Source organism: Serratia sp. X10 (assembly GCF_017811775.1).
Taxonomy (GTDB): domain Bacteria; phylum Pseudomonadota; class Gammaproteobacteria; order Enterobacterales; family Enterobacteriaceae; genus Serratia; species Serratia ureilytica.
The window spans coordinates 319,117-336,068 of the sequence record NZ_JAEIOH010000003.1 but is presented as its reverse complement, the minus strand read 5'-3'; the positions used below and the strand labels follow the sequence as shown (position 1 = coordinate 336,068).

Sequence of the window (16,952 nt, the reverse complement as noted above, 5' to 3'; positions counted from 1 at the left end):
GTGAGCGCATTACGTGCTGCGCCTCGGCAGCCGGATTACTTTCCCGACGGGCGTCTTAGGTAAAGCGCCGGGTTCAGTGAGCGCAGATGCATTTTCAGTACGGCACCCCGTTGAAAGAGATAGTTGAGTACGGTCAATGACAGCAGTTCGGTCAGCAAGGTGCTGTAAGCGGCGCCCATCATGCCGTATTGCCGAATCAGGCCGTATGACAGGGGAATGTTAATGATAAACACCAACAACATTTTGCGTGAAAGGAAGCCGTAACCGGAAAACAGCACGATGTATTTATAGGCCACGGTCCCCAGGGCGGAGAGCAGGGTGGCGACGGCCAATACCCCCATGGCGGCATAGGCCGCCAGGTATTGCTCGCCGTACAACAGTGCGATGACCGGTTTGCCCAGCCAAACGATCCCGGCGACGATGGCTAAGGCGATGGCCAGCACCAACCCATTCAGTTTGGCCGCGGCGCGCATCGCGTCTTCGCGCCGATAGGCGAATATTTTCGCGAAGAACGAGGTGATGACGGCATCGGTAACGAACATCCAGGCGGTCGCCAGGGTAATGGCGACCGAGTAAATGCCCAGCACCGCGGCGGAAACGAACCACATCAAAAACAGCTGCGCCAGCCGGGTATAGATGGCGATGGAAACATTGGATACCGCCAACGGCAGGCCGCTGGCGAGCAGATAGCGCACATATTTGCGCCGAATACGGCCGGGGGCTGAAAAGCCCGGATGGCGGCGATGATAAAGGTGATGACGGATCAGATAGGGGATGAGGTACACCATCACGATAGGGATGGCCAGAAAGTACAGGTGCAGATCAAAAAACACGATCAGCCAGCGAGCCAACAATGCGCTGGCTAAGCCGGCCACGTTGGCCAGGGTATTGAAACGCGATTCCAGCCGGGCGTCATGGTAAATGGCGAAGACGTCTTTGAGTGAAAAAAACGAGGCCAGGAATGTGGCGGCGCAAAAGTAAAAGGTCGTGAAGTCTTCCCGCAGCCCGGTATAAAGCAAGATGATCGCAGAAAAGGCCAGGAAACAGGCTTGCCTCAGCCGGTTGGTGGAGAACATCAGCGCTGCGCCGGAGCGCGGATTACGGCTAATGCGTTTGAAGAGGATGGTGTCCGACCCCAGCAGCGCCAACGTTTGGGTAATGGCGAAAACCGCTGTGGCAAAGGTAATCTTTCCGAAGCTTTCCGGCCCAATATATTTGGCCATGTAGGCGGTGATGAATATAACGCCGAGGATTGATACCGTCTTTTCCGCTATCATCCAGGAAGCGTTTCTTATTATGCTGAAGTCTATGATCTTTAGTTTCACTGACGCTTCCCTGAATACCTTATGATATAGGATTATTCCGTTTTTTATCCTTTAATAATCACCAAGGCTTTTTTTATATTTTACAATTGAAGTCAATTGCATTTAAACTTTAGCTGGGTCTTTTGTTATGTTGGATTAATGGATGAATCAACGGAATGAGAAAATTCGTAAAATACCTCTATAAGGTTTCGCCTGACTTTATTTATTATCAGCTGTCGCATTATTTTGTTCACGGAAGCTTTGTCAACTTTTTGAATCCTAAAAGTTTTTCTGAAAGGATTTATCATAGAATGCGCTACCCGCGCGAAGAGTTCAGCCTGTTGGCGGATAAGGTGGCGGTGAGGGATTATATCTCCAGTCGCGTTTCGGAAAAATACCTAACGCCGGTCATCATGATAACGGAGAACTTCACTGAGCAAGACTATTTGTCGTTGCCTCAATCTTTTGTTATCAAAACAAATAACGCCTCACAGCAAGTTAAGATTGTCAGAGATAAAGCGCGAGTGAGTTATGATGAGATTGCAAGCACTCTCAAGAAATGGTCAAAAATAACGTATTGGAAGCGCTTTCGTGAGAAGCACTATGCGAAGATCCCACTGCAAATTGTGGTTGAAAATCTGTTGGACATCGAACGCGACGGTGAATTGATCGACTATAAAGTGCATGTTTTTAACGGCAGCCAGCCTTATCTGTTCGTGGAGTTGCTGCGGGGCGGCCCGGAGCCGACGTCGCTGGAGTTTTTGGACCGCCATGCGCATCACTGCTTTTTTACCCAGAAAGATATTCCCCAGATCAATACGTTGCACGCGAAGCCTGACTTTTGGGATGAGATGATTGAGGTCGCCCAAGCCGTTGCCGCCGATCTGGACTACTGCCGGGTCGATTTCTACCTGACGCAAGACAGGCTCTATATCGGCGAGCTGACGCTTACCCCCGGTGCAGGCAATGAAGTGTACCAACCGCGCGCCACGAACCTGCTGCTGGGCGAGCTGATGGCCAAAACCTGAACGCTATGTCGAGCGTTGAGCCAGTTCCCGCAGCCAGCCCAAAAACGCCGCAGCGCCGGGTTTTTCCAGCGTGCGCGGCGGGTAAACTACGTAGTAGGGCTTGCTGAGTGGCAGCGCCGGTTCAGCCAGGGTGACCAGCCGGCCTTCCGCCAGTTCACGGGCGATCAGCCGCCGCTGGCCGAGCAGCACCCCGCGTCCTTGCACGGCGGCGTCGATGGCCAGCGAGGTCAGGTTATAGGTCAGCCCGCGGCGCGGCGGCGGCGGCCGATCGGCGGCGGTGAACCATTCGTGCCAGCCCGGCAGAAACTGGCTCTCCTTGCCCCAATCGACGTGGAGCAGCGGCAGTTGCGTCCAGTCGCCGCGATCGCGCAGCGCCGGGCTGCATACCGGCTGCACCCGATCCTGAAACAGCTGCACTTTTTCCAGCAGCGGGTAATCCTGATCGCCGAAGCACAGCGCGAAATCCGCCGCCGAATGGGCGAAATCGACCGCCGCATGGGTCGCGTGCAGCCGCAGATCGCCGTCGGGGCACTGCGCCAGCCAGTCGCCCAGCGCCGGATTCAGCCATTTAGACGCCAGCGCCGGCAGGGCGAACACCGTCAGCGCCTGTTTGCCGCGCTGGCGTTCGACGTGTTGCTGCGCCACGCGCAGCGTTTCAAACGCCTCTTGCACATAGGCCAGGTAGTCCGCGCCCTGTTCGGTCAGCGTGACGCCGCTTTTGGCGCGAATGAACAGCGTGATGCCCAGATGTTGTTCGAGCTGGCGGATCTGTTGGCTGACGGCGGCGGCGGTCAGCGCCAGCGCATCCGCCGCACGGGCCAGGCTGCCGGTGCGAGCGGCGGTTTCGAACGCCAGAATGGCGCTCAGCTTGGGCAAGCGCGCACGGGACGGTGAGTGCATGAGCAGGGCTTATCGCTAAGAATTCGTTAGCTTATCCATAACGTATTTTTGTTATGGCGGCAATGCGGCATTCGCTACAGTGGGAGGCATCCGGCTTTCGCACACGAGGGGAACGTCATGCCGCAACTTGCCGATATTATCGATCTGTCCGCTCATCCCATCGACGACGCCGCGTTCCGCGTCCGCTGCCGGCAAACGCTGGCGCGCGCCGGCGCGCTGGTACTGCCGGGATTTCTGCGCGAAGCCGCGCTGGCGACGGTGCGGCTGGAGGGTGCCGAACAGCACCATGCGGCGTTTTACGCCACCAGCAAACACAACGTGTATCTACGGCCACAGGACGACGCGCTGCCGGCCGACCATGCGCGCAACCGGCTGGTGGTGTCGTCCAAGGGCTGCATTACCGACGAGGATATTCCGCCGCAGTCGCCGCTGCGCGCGTTGTACGACGCTCCGGCGTTTCGCGCGTTCCTGTGCGCGGTGTTGGATGAGGCGCAGCTCTATCCCTACGCCGATCGGCTGTCGTCGATCAACCTGCATTACGCCCACACCGGCCAGGAGCTGGGCTGGCATTTTGACAACTCCTCGTTCGCCATCACGCTCCTGATCCAGAAACCGCAGGCGGGCGGGCGCTTCGAATACGTGGAGAACCTGCGCGACGCCGATCGCGGCGAGATGAACTATGCCGGGGTCACGCAGGTGCTGGACGGCGAGCGGGCGGTCAAACAGCTGGCGATGGAGGAGGGGGATTTGGTGCTGTTTCGCGGGCGCAACGCCATGCACCGGGTGACGCCGACCGAAGGCGACACCACGCGCATGCTGGTGGTGCTGGCCTACAATGCGCAGCCGGACGTGATGCTGTCGGAAAGCGCCAGAATGACGTTCTACGGGCGGTTATAGCGGATAAAAAAAACCGCCCCGGAGGGCGGTTTGTCGATTCAGTGCGGGTTCTGCTCTTCGTGAGCCTGCTGTTCCAGCTTCACTTCCTGCGCGCGTTTGCGCAGGCCGAACCAGCCCAGCGTCAGCAGCACCGCCAACACCGGAATGGTGGCGATGGTCCAGGTGCCGTTCGGGTAGTCGAAAGCCATCATCACCACCACGATCAGCAGGAACGCCAGCGTCAGCCACGAAGTGAACGGCGCGCCCGGCATTCTGAACGACACCGGCTGAGCACGGCCTTCGCGCACGGCTTTGCGCAGGCGCATCTGGCAAACGATGATAAACGCCCAGGAGGCGATGATGCCCAGCGAGGCGATGTTCAGCACGATCTCGAACACCTGCGACGGCACCAGGTAGTTGAGCACCACGCCGATCACGTAGATGCCGCAGGTGACCAGGATGCCGGCGTAAGGCACCTGCTGGCTGCTCATTTTGGCCATCAGCTTCGGCGCGGAGCCGCCCATCGCCAGCGAACGCAGGATGCGGCCGGTGGAGTAGAGGCCGGAGTTGAGGCTGGACAGCGCGGCGGTCAACACCACGATGTTCATGATGGTGCCGATGTAAGGCACGCCCAGCTTGCTGAAGAAGGTGACGAACGGGCTTTGGCCGGCCTGATAGGCGTTCCACGGCAGCAGCAGCACCAGCAGCACCACGGAGCCGACGTAGAACAGACCGATACGCCAGATCACGCTATTGATCGCTTTAGGCATCATTTTGGCCGGATCTTTACACTCGCCGGCGGCGGTGCCGATAAGCTCGATGCCGGCGAAGGCGAAGATCACCCCTTGCACCAGCACCAGCGCTGGCAGCAGGCCGTGCGGGAACATGCCGCCGTTTTCCGTGATCAGGTGCATGCCGGTGGTGTGGCCGGCCACCGGCGTGCCGGTGCCGAGGAAGACGACGCCGACAATCAGGAACAGCGCGATGGCGGCGACCTTGATCAGCGCGAACCAGAACTCCATCTCGGCGAACCACTTCACGCCGATCATGTTCATGGTGGCGACGATGCCGAGCGCGCCGAGGGCGAACAGCCACTGCGGCACGTCGGCGAAGGTGCCCCAATAGTGCATGTACAGCGCCACGGCGGTGATGTCGACGATGCCGGTCATCGCCCAGTTGAGGAAATACATCCAACCGGCGACGTAAGAGGCTTTTTCACCGAGGAATTCGCGAGCGTAAGAAACGAAGCTGCCGCTGGAAGGGCGATGCAGCACCAGTTCGCCCAGCGCGCGCAGGATGAAGAAAGAGAAGATCCCGCACACCAGATAGACTAGCGCCAGCGCCGGCCCGGCCAGTTCGAGACGGCCGCCGGTACCGAGGAACAAGCCGGTGCCGATGGAGCCGCCGATGGCGATCATTTGGATTTGCCGGTTGCCCATGCTTTTGTGATAACCGGATTCATGAGAGTCTAGCCAGCGTCTTCTGGCGGCGTGTTTTTCATCCGCAGACTGTTTTTGTGAGTGCATTATCCGTCCTGTTTACCTGTCTATGTTAACCCTGCTCTTACCGAGAGCAAACGATTGCTATGACCAATCGTCATGAGAATGAGGTCGTGGCATCATTCCGCTGTTTATTGTGTATACAGCCATCATTAAAATAACGGCGAAGCATGCTACCTTTTCTCCGTAATGGTGGCAAAAAATACTGCGCATAAAACGTGAACAAGTGTGTTTATTTTTTAATCCAAATATAAAAGGATATATTATTCAAAAAGATGTGATGTTTTATCAAGACGGAAATCTCGAGGAATAAAAAGTGATTAAAATCACAAAATAATAATTACCGTGCAAATTACAGGGTGTTGTTCTTATATTTCGCGGTGAGAAATAAGGGGAAAGGAAATGGCGACCCGCGCAGAAAATGGCATCAGCAGCGGGTCGGTGGGCGCGTAACGGGTCTTAGGCCGATTCGCCGGCCGGCAGGGCCGATGCGGGCAGGCCGAACAGCTTGTCGAATGCCCAATTGAACACGAAGGTATAACAAGGAATGATGACGATCAACGCCATATCCAGCAGCAGCGCCTGCCACAGCGTGATGCCCATCCACCAGGCGATCAGCGGGATCAGATACACCACCAGCGTCAGCTGAAAGCCGACGGCGTGCAAAATGCGGCGTTTGAGCGTGCGGGTGCGCGACGCCTGGCGGCTTTCCCACCACTCGAATAAATAGTTGTAAATAAAGTTCCAGCTTACCGCGATGGTGGTGATCACCACCGCCAGCGGCCCGGTGCTGCTTGGCGCATGGCCCGACAGCAGCGCCAGCCCCAGCGCCGAGATCGCCATGCCGATGATTTCATAAGCGGTGACATACACCAGTTTGCGTTTGACGCCTTGCATCGTTTTCTCCCGATCTGTTTTTAGTTGCCTCTGTGGCGACGGCGGCTAAGATAACGTCAATCACATTGATAGAAAAAGTCAGGAGTTGTCAGTTAATCTGACAGGTTGAACAATGAATTTTTCCAGCGACAACATCGAACTGTTTTTGGCGGTGCTCGATCGCGGCTCGTTTTCCGCCGCCGCCCGCGCGCTGCGGCGCGTGCCCTCCGCCGTCAGCATGGCCATCGCCAACATGGAGGCGGAGCTCGGTTTCGCCTTGTTCGACCGTTCTCACCGTGAACCGACGCCGACCGCGCTGGCGTTGGCCCTGGCGCCGCACGCCCGCCTGATCGCCGGGCAGCTCAAGCAGCTGCAGGTGCACGCCATCGAACTGTCCCAGGGGCTGGAGAGCCGGCTTTCGATCGGCGTGGCGTCGGATATCAACGGCGCCGGCCTGCTGGCAGCGGTGAAAACGCTGTCGCGACGTTATCCGCTGCTGAACATCGAAGTGCTCAGCGCGCCGCAGGACGACGTGTTGCACATGCTGCACGAGGGGCGCATCGGCGTTTGTCTGGCGTTCGGCGGGCTGAACGTCAACAGCGCGGAACAGTTCCACTTCGTGGGCGCGGAGTCACTGGTGGCGATGCTGTCGCCGCAGCACCCGGCGCTGGACGGCGCGGCGGGCGAGCTGTTTCTCGAGGATCTGGTCAACGTGCGGCAGATCATGGTGGCCAGTCGCGATCTGCCGATCGGCGATCTGCGTCCCCAGGTGGCGGAGGCTTACTGGCGCACCGACAGCCTGCCGATGGCGCTGAACATGGTGGAAGCAGGCCTGGGGTGGGGCAATTTTCCGCTGTCGTTGGCCGAGCCGCTGCTGGCGCAGGGGCGGTTGGTGCGGCTGAAATTCAAAAACACCAAGAACGAGCTGCGCTTGCCGATGCATTTGATCTGGCTTAAGAATCGCCCGCTGGACAAGGCGGCGCGCGAACTGGTCGCGCTGATGCGCGAGGCGCCGCAGGAAAGCTGACGCCCGCTGCGTTTGCTTACTCTGGGTGGCGTTTACGCCACCAGAAACGCACCAGCAGGATGGCGGCGATCGCCAGCGCGACAAACAGCAGGCTGGAGAGCTTTTTGTCGAAGCCGGTAACGAAGCGTTCGATCGCCTGGCCGCCAAAATAACCGAGCATGACGAAGATCGTCGCCCATAAAATGGCGCCGAGGATGTTAAGCGGCACGAAGCGCGAGGGCGGCAGGCGGCTGGCGCCGATCAACACCGGGCCGATGATGCGGAAACCGTACATGAAACGCACCCCAATAACGAACAGCATCGGGTGGCGGGCGATCAGCCTTCTGGCGCGCGCGATGCGCTTTTCCTGTCCCTTGAGCCGCGAGATGACGCGGCCTTCAAACCGGCGGCCGGCGAAGTACAACAGCTGGTCTCCCATCATGCCGCCCAGCGCCACCACTGCGATCACCCACGGCCAGTGCAGCAGCCCTTCATGGGCGGCGATGCCGCCCAGCAGCGTGATGGTTTCCCCTTCCGCCAGGCAGCCGATAAACAACGCCCAGTAACCGTAGTCCGTAATATAGTGGGCTAAATCGGTCATTCCTTACTCCTTATGTGGCTGACGCATAAGGGCAAGTATACGCCCGATTGCTAACCTTGGGCGATCTGGGCCACCAACGCTCTGCGCCGCTGCAGGCTCTCCGCCATCTGCGCCTGTACCTTGGCGTAAATGTGCGGCGGGGCCAATTCCGGCGTGCCGCCCTCGAACGGCGGCGCCGGGGCGTATTCCAGATAGAGCTGGATCATTTGGGCGGTCTCTTCGCCGTGCAGTTCGGCGATCAGCGCCAGCGCGAAATCGATGCCGGCGGTGACGCCGCCGCCGCTGATCACATTGCCGTCGCGCTCCACGCGCGCTGAGCTCGGCACGGCGCCGAACAGCTGCAGGCTGTCGCGCATCGACCAGTGGCAGGCGGCGCGTTTGCCTTGCAGCAGACCGGCGGCGGCCAGGATCAGCGAACCGGTGCATACCGAGGTCAGGTAGCGGGCATCGGCGCCCAGCCGACGGATCTGCTGCATGAACGCCTGATCCTGCAGTGCCTGGGTGCAGCCGCTGCCGCCCGGCACGCACAGCACGTCGCAGCGCGCGATCTCCGGCAGCGGGCGCAGCTGGGTGAAGTGCAAGCCTTCAGACTCGACATCCGCGCCGTCTACCGAGGCGACGATGATTTCCGCGCCCGGCATGCGGCGCAGGAACTGCAAGGGGCCCGTGAAGTCGAGCTGGGTGACGCCTTGATAGATGGGAAATACAATCACTAATGATTCAGACATGATATTCGCCTCATTTTTATCGTTGGACCTGGGTCATAATAGCCGCCCTGTTTTTGGCTGATATGACAGATAACCCTCAAAAAGCGCCATCATGAAAACGATCGGTTTTGTGGTTTTTCCCGGTTTTAACCTGCTGGACTTTGCCGGGCCGCTGGCGGCGTTCGATAACGTCAGCCAGTTCACCGACCCGCCGGCCTACCGCTGTGTGGCGATCTCGCCGCAGGGCGGCATGGTCGCCAGCTCGGCCGGGGTGGAAATCGCCACGCAGCCGTGCGTCGACGAGCATTTCGATACCCTTGTCGTCGCTGGCGGCAGCGGCAACGTGATGGCGGCGCAGTCACCGGCGCTGGCGGCGTTCCTGGCCAAGCAAAGCCGACGAGCGCGGCGCATCGCCAGCGTATGTACCGGCGCGTTTATTCTGGCGGCCTGCGGGCTGCTGGACGGCAAGCGCGCCACCACTCACTGGTATCATGCGGCGCGGCTGCAGCAGAACTACCCGCGCATTCGCGTCGACAGCAACCGCATCTTCATTCGCGACGGGGATATCTGGACCTCGGCCGGCATCAGCGCCGGCATCGATCTGGCGTTGGCGCTGATCGAAGACGATCTGGGCGCCACCCTGGCGGCGGCCGTGGCGCGGCAGCTGGTGGTCTATCACCGTCGCCCCGGCGGGCAGTCGCAGTACTCGCTGCTGCTGGCGCTGAATCCGTCATCGGATCGCATGCGCACCGCGCTGTCGTACGCGCGCGAGCATTTGCATCTGCCGCTGTCGGTGGCGGATCTGGCCGACGCCGCCTGCCTGAGCGAGCGGCAATTCGGCCGGCTGTTCCGCGCCGAAACCGGGCAGACGCCGGCCAAGGTGATCGAGCAGCTGCGGGTGGAGGCGGCCAGAGGGCGTATTGAAGAGAGCGCCGAACCGCTGGAAGCGATCGCCCGCTCGGTGGGGTTCAGCGATCCGGAACGCATGAGGCGGGCGTTTATCCGCGTATTTGGCCTGTCGCCGCAGGCGATCCGCCGGCTTGGCCGCGCGGGATAACTTTTTTGCCACGCCTGGCGGCGGGGCGCATCAGAGGAGCAACGGATGTATCAGGATTTTGAGAGCGAATTGAGCTGGGCGATGCGCCATATGCCGCGCACCCGGGCGGCGGTGGCGGCGTTGCCGGACCTGCACGGGGTGCGGCTGGCGTGCAATATGCACCTGGATCTGAAAATGGCGCCGCTGGTGGCCGGCCTGCTGGACAAGGGCGCGGCGATCTTTCTGACCACCTGCAATCCCACCACGGTACAGAACGACGTGGTGGCCTGGCTGGAACGGCGGGGCGCGCAGGCTTACGCCTGGCGCGATATGAGCGCCGGCGAATGGTCGGAATCTTTCGATCGCGCGCTGGCCTGGCGGCCGACTCACCTGTGCGAAATGGGAGCGGATCTGACCACCCGTCTGCACCAATCGCCGAACGGCCCGCAGATCGTCGCCGGGCTGGAGGCCACCGGGTCAGGCATCAGCCGGTTGAACGGCGTGGCGCCGCGTTACCCGATCTTCAACTGGGACGATCTGCCGGTGAAAGAAGGATTGCATAACCGGCACATGGTTGGGCTGACCGCCTGGCATACCTTCTTCCAGACCACCCATTTGACGCTGCACGAGAAGCGCGTGCTGGTGATCGGTTACGGCCTGGTCGGGCAGGGCACGGCGGCCGCGGCCAGAGCCTACGGCGGCCAGGTGATGGTGGCGGAAATCGATCCGGCGCGTGCGCTGCAGGCGCGCTATGACGGCTGGCAGGTGGTGGATCTGGCGAACGCGGTCGCGCAGGCGGACGTTATCGCCACCGCGACCGGCGCGAAAAACGTGCTCTCGGCGCAGCATCTGCAACAGGCGCAGGACGGCGTATTTATCCTCAACGTCGGCCACGTGGCCGAAGAGATCGATGTCAGCTTCCTCAAGGGCCTGCCGCACCACGAGCCGATGCCTTATGTGAATGCTTACCAACTGAATGAAAAGACGGTCTATTTGCTGGCCAACGGCTCGATGTTCAACCTGACCGCCGGCTATGGCGACAGCCTTAACGCCTTCGACGTGACGCTGGCGGTGATGGCGGCCGGCATCGGCCATATTGTCGGCGCGGGAGCGCGGCAAACGCCGGGGCTGTACCTGTTGCCGCAGTCGGCGTGGCAGCCGGCACTGTAACTTTTTCCCCGCGGGCGTTCATCCCAGAGCGCCCGCGGGCTGTGCCGTTTTTCGGCCGACAGAATTTGTCACAAATCCGCCATACAATCCCAGTGCCAAGCGCTGAACCCTCACATATAATTCGCTGAGTTCAAGCCCCCATTTCAGAGTAATGCCTGTGAAAATACGTGTTTTGGTTCTGACCCTGCTCGCTTTGCAGGCGGGCGCAGGCTTTGCGCCGCGCGCGCTGGCCAGCGACAACGCTGCCGCCCTGCACGCCACCCAGCCTGAGCTGGCCTCCGGCAGCGCGATGGTCGTCGATATGCAAACCCATAAGGTGATGTACGCGCGCAACCCGGATGAAGTGGTGCCGATCGCCTCGATCACCAAGCTGATGACCGCCATGGTCACGTTGGACGCGCACCTGCCGCTCGACGAGATGCTGTCGGTGGACATCCACCAGACGCCGGAGATGAAAGGGGTGTATTCACGGGTGCGGCTGAACAGCGAAATCAGCCGCAAGGATATGCTGCTGCTGGCGCTGATGTCGTCGGAAAACCGCGCGGCCGCCAGCCTGGCGCACCACTATCCGGGGGGCTACAACGCCTTCATCAAAGCGATGAACGCCAAAGCCAGGGCGCTCGGCATGACCAATACCCATTATGTGGAACCGACCGGGCTCTCTATTCATAACGTGTCGACGGCGCGCGATCTGACCAAACTGCTGATCGCCACCAAGCAATATCCGTTGATCGGCCAGCTCAGCACCACCACCGAACGCATGGCCAGCTTCAAGGATCCCAACTACACGCTGCCGTTCCGCAACACCAACCACCTGGTGTACAACCCGAAATGGAACATTCAGCTGACCAAGACCGGCTTTACCAACCAGGCGGGCCACTGCCTGGCGATGCGCACCATGATCGGCAACCGCTCGGTGTCGCTGGTGGTGCTGGACGCTTTTGGCAAATATACCCACTTCGCCGACGCCAACCGTCTGCGCAGCTGGATTGAAACCGGCAAGGTGACGCCGATCCCGGCCGCCGCGCGTGACTATCGCCGCCAAAAAGACGCCCGTCTGGCGAAGAACGACAGCGAATAACCCGCCTGGCGGTCCGCCCGTTTGCGGCGGGCCGCTATCGGCCCTCGGGCCGTCTGATGACAAATCCCCGCTCGCGATCGCCGTCGAAACCCGCTTTGAGATAAAGCTGGTGCGCGCCGGTGCGTTGCTGCCCCGACAGCAGCATCACCTTATAACAGCCCTTGCGCCAGGCCAGCTGCAGCGCGTATTCGATCATGGCGAGCGCCACGCCGTGGCCGCGGTAGGGCTCCGCCGTCACCACATGCTCGATGACGCCGAACGGCTGCGCCTGGTGCGCCAGCCCCGGGATCAGCGCCAGCATGCAGGTGGCTATCGGGTATTCTTCTTTCGCCGCCACCACCAGACGGATCGCCGGATCGTCCAACAGGCGTTGCAGGGTACGGCGCGCATCGTCGGTGCGCAGCGGCGCGTCCTGCGGGCGCAGCTCGCGATACAAGGCTAACAGGCCGTTGAGATCGTCCGGCTGCGCCAGGCGATGAATGATGCTCATGGTTGCTCCTTTCCGCCGCTTCAACGGTAATCCGCTATCCTCCATTAATACCACAACGTTTGCCGGAGGGGATGTTATGAGTCAGGTTTCGACCTTTGTCATGTTCCAGGGAGAGGCGCAGCGGGCGATCGATCTCTACAGCCAGGTGTTTGAGCGTTTTCGGCTCATGCAGGTGCAGCATTACGATCCGACGCCGGACGGCCGGCGGTTGATCAAGCATGCGTCCATCGATTTTGATCGGCAGAACCTGGTGTTTACCGATAGCCCGATCAGCCATGACTTCAGCTTTACCCCGGCGGTGTCGCTGTTCATCAACCTGCCTAACGAAGAAGCGTTGGAGCGGACGTTCCAGCGTCTGGCGGAGGGCGGCAAGGTGCTGATGCCGCTCGATGACTACGGCTTCAGCGCCCGTTTCGGTTGGCTCAACGATCGTTTCGGCCTCTCCTGGCAGCTCAATGTGCCGGCGGGCGATCTGCCCTGAGCTTAGCGCGCGGCGTGCAAAAGGGATGGTCGTGCCTACTGTTGTTTCATATGCTTATCGCCATGGCGGCAGGGCTCTCTGCCGTGGGAAATACCGACAACATCATGGAAAGGTGCGCTTTGATTGATTTTGACCGCTATGTTGAGCAAGCGAAGTCTTACGGCGAGTGGCCGGGCGGGCATGTGGAGATGTCGTCCGGTCGCGTTGAGGGATTGAGCTATCGCCTGTATCGGCAAACTGCCGCGAGTGAAGACGTGATGGTGGTGTATCACGGCGGCGGGGTGAACAGCGCCGCCGGGTATGACGTTCTTGCGCGCCAGCTGGCCGCCGAGCCAACGCTCGCGGTGTGCCTGGTGGATATCCGCGGACATGGCGATTCCACGGGAGAGCGGGGGACGGTTGAGCGGCCTGAGCGTATTTGGCGCGATGTCGATGTCATCCTGGCGGAAATGCGCCGCCGGTTTCCGTTGGCGCGCAGGCATCTGCTGGGCCATTCGAGCGGCGCCGGGATGTTGCTCAACTACTTGACCCGTTACTCTGGCGAACAGCAGGCGGACAGCCTGATCATGCTGGCGCCCGAGCTGGGGCCATTTTCCGGGATGGCCCGCGATCTGGCGGCGACGGCCCGTTTTGCGCAGGTGCGTCAATGGCCGTTTGTCGCCAATGCGCTCAGCGGCGGGCGCTGGTTTGGGCACGTTCGGGCGGTCAGCCTGAATTTTCCCCCGGCTGTGCTGGCCGCTGACCCCGATTTTGTCTGCCAATACAGCGTCAATATGGCTAACGCGTTGACGCCTCGCGCCCCGGCCAGGCAACTGGCGGCGCTGCGATTACCGACCTTGCTGCTGGCGGCAGCGCAGGATGAGTTGTTCAATGCGCAAGCGATGCAGCGCTTCGTCGAACAGCATGGCAACGCCCAAACCGCCTTTGGTTTGCTTGAAGGCAGCACGCATTTATCGTGCGTATTTGATGCCCATCGCCTTGTCCTTCAACATATCTCGCGTGCGGCCGCTACCGGATCCGGTGAGGGGCTGGCGGGCGAGGGGGCTTAACGTCGGCGCGGGGCGGCCATTGCTGGCCTGGCGTTTTCCTCTCTCATCCTATATCCCTGCATGGCGCTTAACCGCTATGCTAAACAAATAATAAATGTGAATGTAAAAGGATGAATCATTTTGGCAGGAAGTAGCTTACTCACTCTCATCGACGACATCGCCTCATTGCTCGACGATGTCTCTTTAATGAGCAAGATGGCGGCGAAAAAAACCGCCGGGGTGCTGGGGGACGATCTGGCGCTCAATGCGCAGCAGGTCACCGGCGTTAAAGCCGACCGCGAGCTGCCGGTGGTGTGGAGCGTCGCCAAAGGCTCGCTGATCAACAAGGCGATCCTGGTGCCGTTGGCGCTCTTGATCAGCGCCTTCGCGCCCTGGGCGATTACGCCGCTGCTGATGGTGGGCGGCGCCTACCTGTGTTACGAAGGGTTCGAAAAGGTGTTCCACAGCCTGAAGCCCGGCAAGGCGGCGCAGGAGGAAAAATCGGACGGGCCCGGCGCCAATGAGGACGCCGCGGCCTATGAAAAACGCAAGGTGAAGGGGGCGATACGCACCGATTTTGTGCTGTCCGCCGAGATTATCGCCATCACCTTGGGCACGGTCGCCGGCGCCACCTTCAGCCAGCAGGTGATCGTCTTGTGCGGCATCGCCGTCGTGATGACGCTCGGTGTGTACGGCATTGTCGCCGGCATCGTCCGCCTGGACGATCTGGGGCTGTATCTGAGCCGCAAACGCAGCGCGGTGGCGCGCTCCCTCGGCGGCGGCATCGTGCGCGCCGCGCCTTATTTGATGAAAACGCTGTCGATCGTCGGCACTGTCGCCATGTTTATGGTCGGTGGCGGTATTCTGACCCACGGTTTGCCGCCGGTGCATCATCTGTTCGAAGACTGGGCCTCGTACACCACTGTGGTGCCGACGTTTGGCCACCTTTTGCAGGGGGTGATCCCGGCGCTGTTGAACGTGGCGTTCGGGCTGGTGGCCGGCGGCGTGGTGCTGGCGGTGGTGTCGGCGCTGGGCGCCGTGCGTGCGCGTTTCAAGGCTTGATGAAAAGTCTCGCCCCGGGAGGGGCGGGACGTATCAGACGAATTAAAAGATCAGTTTGAGAACGCCGGTAATCGTCAACAAACCCACGATGAAGATGATGGCGACAATCCACAGAATAATTTTCATTGGCTTCTTCCTTACCGGTTAAAGGTGGGGCGCGATTGGCGCTAACTTAATGAAATCATTCTTCACTATAGACGCTATCTCTCTATCGTGCGTCGTCATGCCTTCACGGGCGCCGCTTGTCGCCCGCGCCCAGCGCGCGCTGCATAATCTGCGTGTCGCGCCATTCCCCCAGCTTGAACCCCACCGCTTTTAACGTCCCTGCACTGGTGAAGCCGAGTGACTGATGCAAGGCCAATGAGCCGCGGTTGGCGGCGGAATCGCCGACGATCGCCAGCATCTGGCGCCAGGGGCCTTGTTCGCAGCGGGCGATCAAGGCGCTCAGAAGCGCTCTGCCGATGCCTTTACCCTGCTGCCCTTCGGCGATGTACACCGAGTCTTCCACGGTAAAGCGGTAAGCCGGCCGGGGGCGATAAGGTGTGGCATAACAGTAACCCACAATGGCGCCTGCGCTTTTCGCCACCAGCCAGGGCAGCCCGGCCTCCCGCACCTTGCTCAGGCGCAGCTGCATTTCCGCCAGCGTCGGCGGCTGTTCTTCAAACGAGGCCGCGCCTGTCAGCACGTGGTGGGTGTAAATACGCAGCACGGCGGCCATATCGTCCGGCGTGGCGTCAAGAAGGCTGAGTACGGGGGCGGAGAGCGTCATGGCGGGTCGTTCACCTTGAAAATCAGCGGATAAACCGCATTATGCGCGCCGCCCGCCGTCGGGGTAAATCGGGTTTTCTTATGGTGAGATAAGAAAAGGCGATGATGAGCGGGAAGGGGCTCTTTGGGGAGAGCCCCTGAGGCGGTTTGCCTGGCATTACCAGCCTTTCACCGCGCCGCCGTTGAAGATTTTTTCGGCGGCTTTGGCCACTTCATCCGATTCATAGGCCTTGATGAAGTTCTGCACGTTCGGCGCGTCCTTGTTGTCTTCGCGCGTGACGATGATGTTGGTGTACGGCGAGTCTTTATCTTCGATGAAGATGCCGTCTTTGGTCGGCGACAGGCCGGTTTGGTTGATGTAGGTGGTGCTGATGACGGCGACGGTGACCTTCGGATCGTCCAGTACATGCGGCAACTGCGCGCCTTCCAGCTCCATGATCTGGTAATGATGCGGGTTGGCGCTGATATCCAGTGCGGTAGGCAGCAGCCCTTTGCCAGGCTTCAGGCTAATCAGCCCGGTTTTTTCCAGCAGCAGCAGGGCGCGCCCCAGGTTGGTCGGATCGAGCGGAATGGCGATCACCGCGCCGTCCGGCAGCTCTTTCAGCGATTTTATCTTTTTGGAGTAGCCGGCCATCGGGAAGACAAAGGTATTGCCGACCGCTACCAGCTTATAGCCGTGATCTTTGTTTTGCTGTTCGAGGAACGGGCGGTGCTGGAACACGTTGGCGTCCAGTTCGCCCTTGTCGGTGGCGTCGTTCGGCAGCAGCGAGCCGCTGAAACCGACCAGCTCGACGTCCAGCCCGTATTTCTCTTTCGCCACCTGCCTGGCGACTTCCGCCACGTCCTGTTCCGCGCCGTTGATGACGCCGACTTTGATATGGTTTTGGTCGATTTTTTGATCGCAGCCCTGAAGTGCCAATACGGCGGCGAAGGCCGCCGCCAGAGGGGTGATACGCCAGCGTAAGGTCATCGAACTCTCCCTGAAAAGAACAATAAAATCAGTTGGTTTTTGTTCTTACAGCTAAGCCTGAACCGCCGA

General features: G+C 60.3%; 18 protein-coding genes. 9 read left to right on the top strand and 9 right to left on the bottom strand.

Annotation, left to right across the window (positions count from 1 at the left end):
* Positions 1–35 precede the first annotated feature (35 nt).
* Entirely contained in the window at positions 36–1,325 is a 1,290-nt protein-coding gene (locus tag J9788_RS11955) for an oligosaccharide flippase family protein (RefSeq protein ID WP_046896835.1), read from the bottom strand.
* A 155-nt stretch (positions 1,326–1,480) separates the two neighbouring features.
* On the opposite strand from J9788_RS11955, the gene J9788_RS11950 reads away from it, so the two are divergent.
* Positions 1,481–2,332: an ATP-grasp fold amidoligase family protein gene (locus J9788_RS11950; protein ID WP_046896836.1), complete on the top strand. Its 852-nt coding sequence runs from the start codon at positions 1,481–1,483 to the stop codon at positions 2,330–2,332.
* 3 nt (positions 2,333–2,335) lie between these two features.
* Here the strand turns inward: J9788_RS11950 and J9788_RS11945 are convergent, their stop codons facing one another.
* On the bottom strand, positions 2,336–3,232 hold the full coding sequence (locus J9788_RS11945; RefSeq protein WP_182264936.1) for a LysR substrate-binding domain-containing protein: 897 nt from the start codon (positions 3,230–3,232) through the stop codon (positions 2,336–2,338).
* 117 nt (positions 3,233–3,349) lie between these two features.
* Between J9788_RS11945 and J9788_RS11940 the strand changes: the two genes are divergently transcribed.
* Entirely contained in the window at positions 3,350–4,129 is a 780-nt protein-coding gene (locus J9788_RS11940; RefSeq protein WP_046686611.1) for a 2OG-Fe(II) oxygenase, read from the top strand.
* A gap of 38 nt (positions 4,130–4,167) precedes the next feature.
* Here the strand turns inward: J9788_RS11940 and ansP are convergent, their stop codons facing one another.
* Both ansP and J9788_RS11930 read right to left on the bottom strand, forming a co-directional pair.
* Positions 4,168–5,634, bottom strand: a complete 1,467-nt coding sequence (gene ansP, locus J9788_RS11935; RefSeq protein WP_033642262.1) for an L-asparagine permease — start codon at positions 5,632–5,634, stop codon at positions 4,168–4,170.
* Positions 5,635–6,066: 432 nt separating this feature from the next.
* Positions 6,067–6,504: a PACE efflux transporter gene (locus J9788_RS11930; RefSeq protein WP_046896838.1), complete on the bottom strand. Its 438-nt coding sequence runs from the start codon at positions 6,502–6,504 to the stop codon at positions 6,067–6,069.
* Between the two features lie 112 nt (positions 6,505–6,616).
* Here J9788_RS11930 and J9788_RS11925 point away from each other — a divergent pair, with 112 nt between their 5' ends.
* Positions 6,617–7,510, top strand: coding sequence for a LysR family transcriptional regulator (locus J9788_RS11925; protein WP_046896839.1), 894 nt, complete (start codon positions 6,617–6,619; stop codon positions 7,508–7,510).
* A 16-nt stretch (positions 7,511–7,526) separates the two neighbouring features.
* Here J9788_RS11925 and J9788_RS11920 read toward each other — a convergent pair whose 3' ends face one another.
* Together J9788_RS11920 and J9788_RS11915 are read right to left on the bottom strand one after the other, a co-directional pair.
* Positions 7,527–8,090: a DedA family protein gene (locus J9788_RS11920; RefSeq protein WP_015377041.1), complete on the bottom strand. Its 564-nt coding sequence runs from the start codon at positions 8,088–8,090 to the stop codon at positions 7,527–7,529.
* 50 nt (positions 8,091–8,140) lie between these two features.
* Positions 8,141–8,818, bottom strand: a complete 678-nt coding sequence (locus J9788_RS11915) for a DJ-1/PfpI family protein (protein ID WP_182264935.1) — start codon at positions 8,816–8,818, stop codon at positions 8,141–8,143.
* A 91-nt stretch (positions 8,819–8,909) separates the two neighbouring features.
* On the opposite strand from J9788_RS11915, the gene J9788_RS11910 reads away from it, so the two are divergent.
* The 3 genes from J9788_RS11910 to pbpG all read left to right on the top strand — a co-directional run bounded on the left by J9788_RS11910 (position 8,910) and on the right by pbpG (position 12,084).
* Positions 8,910–9,854, top strand: a complete 945-nt coding sequence (locus J9788_RS11910) for a GlxA family transcriptional regulator (protein WP_182264934.1) — start codon at positions 8,910–8,912, stop codon at positions 9,852–9,854.
* 45 nt (positions 9,855–9,899) lie between these two features.
* Positions 9,900–11,003, top strand: a complete 1,104-nt coding sequence (locus J9788_RS11905; RefSeq protein ID WP_046896842.1) for an adenosylhomocysteinase — start codon at positions 9,900–9,902, stop codon at positions 11,001–11,003.
* Positions 11,004–11,154: 151 nt separating this feature from the next.
* Entirely contained in the window at positions 11,155–12,084 is a 930-nt protein-coding gene (pbpG, locus tag J9788_RS11900; RefSeq protein ID WP_015377045.1) for a D-alanyl-D-alanine endopeptidase, read from the top strand.
* A gap of 34 nt (positions 12,085–12,118) precedes the next feature.
* On the opposite strand, the gene J9788_RS11895 is transcribed toward pbpG, so the two are convergent.
* Entirely contained in the window at positions 12,119–12,574 is a 456-nt protein-coding gene (locus J9788_RS11895) for a GNAT family N-acetyltransferase (RefSeq protein ID WP_046896843.1), read from the bottom strand.
* A gap of 76 nt (positions 12,575–12,650) precedes the next feature.
* Between J9788_RS11895 and J9788_RS11890 the strand changes: the two genes are divergently transcribed.
* The 3 genes from J9788_RS11890 to J9788_RS11880 all read left to right on the top strand — a co-directional run bounded on the left by J9788_RS11890 (position 12,651) and on the right by J9788_RS11880 (position 15,145).
* Entirely contained in the window at positions 12,651–13,055 is a 405-nt protein-coding gene (locus tag J9788_RS11890; protein ID WP_182264933.1) for a VOC family protein, read from the top strand.
* Between the two features lie 50 nt (positions 13,056–13,105).
* Positions 13,106–14,104, top strand: coding sequence for an alpha/beta fold hydrolase (locus tag J9788_RS11885; protein ID WP_241427871.1), 999 nt, complete (start codon positions 13,106–13,108; stop codon positions 14,102–14,104).
* A 120-nt stretch (positions 14,105–14,224) separates the two neighbouring features.
* Positions 14,225–15,145: a DUF808 domain-containing protein gene (locus J9788_RS11880; protein WP_182264932.1), complete on the top strand. Its 921-nt coding sequence runs from the start codon at positions 14,225–14,227 to the stop codon at positions 15,143–15,145.
* Positions 15,146–15,374: 229 nt separating this feature from the next.
* On the opposite strand, the gene J9788_RS11875 is transcribed toward J9788_RS11880, so the two are convergent.
* Together J9788_RS11875 and J9788_RS11870 are read right to left on the bottom strand one after the other, a co-directional pair.
* Entirely contained in the window at positions 15,375–15,914 is a 540-nt protein-coding gene (locus J9788_RS11875; RefSeq protein ID WP_182264931.1) for a GNAT family N-acetyltransferase, read from the bottom strand.
* A gap of 156 nt (positions 15,915–16,070) precedes the next feature.
* On the bottom strand, positions 16,071–16,883 hold the full coding sequence (locus tag J9788_RS11870) for a MetQ/NlpA family lipoprotein (RefSeq protein ID WP_046896846.1): 813 nt from the start codon (positions 16,881–16,883) through the stop codon (positions 16,071–16,073).
* Positions 16,884–16,952 lie beyond the last annotated feature (69 nt).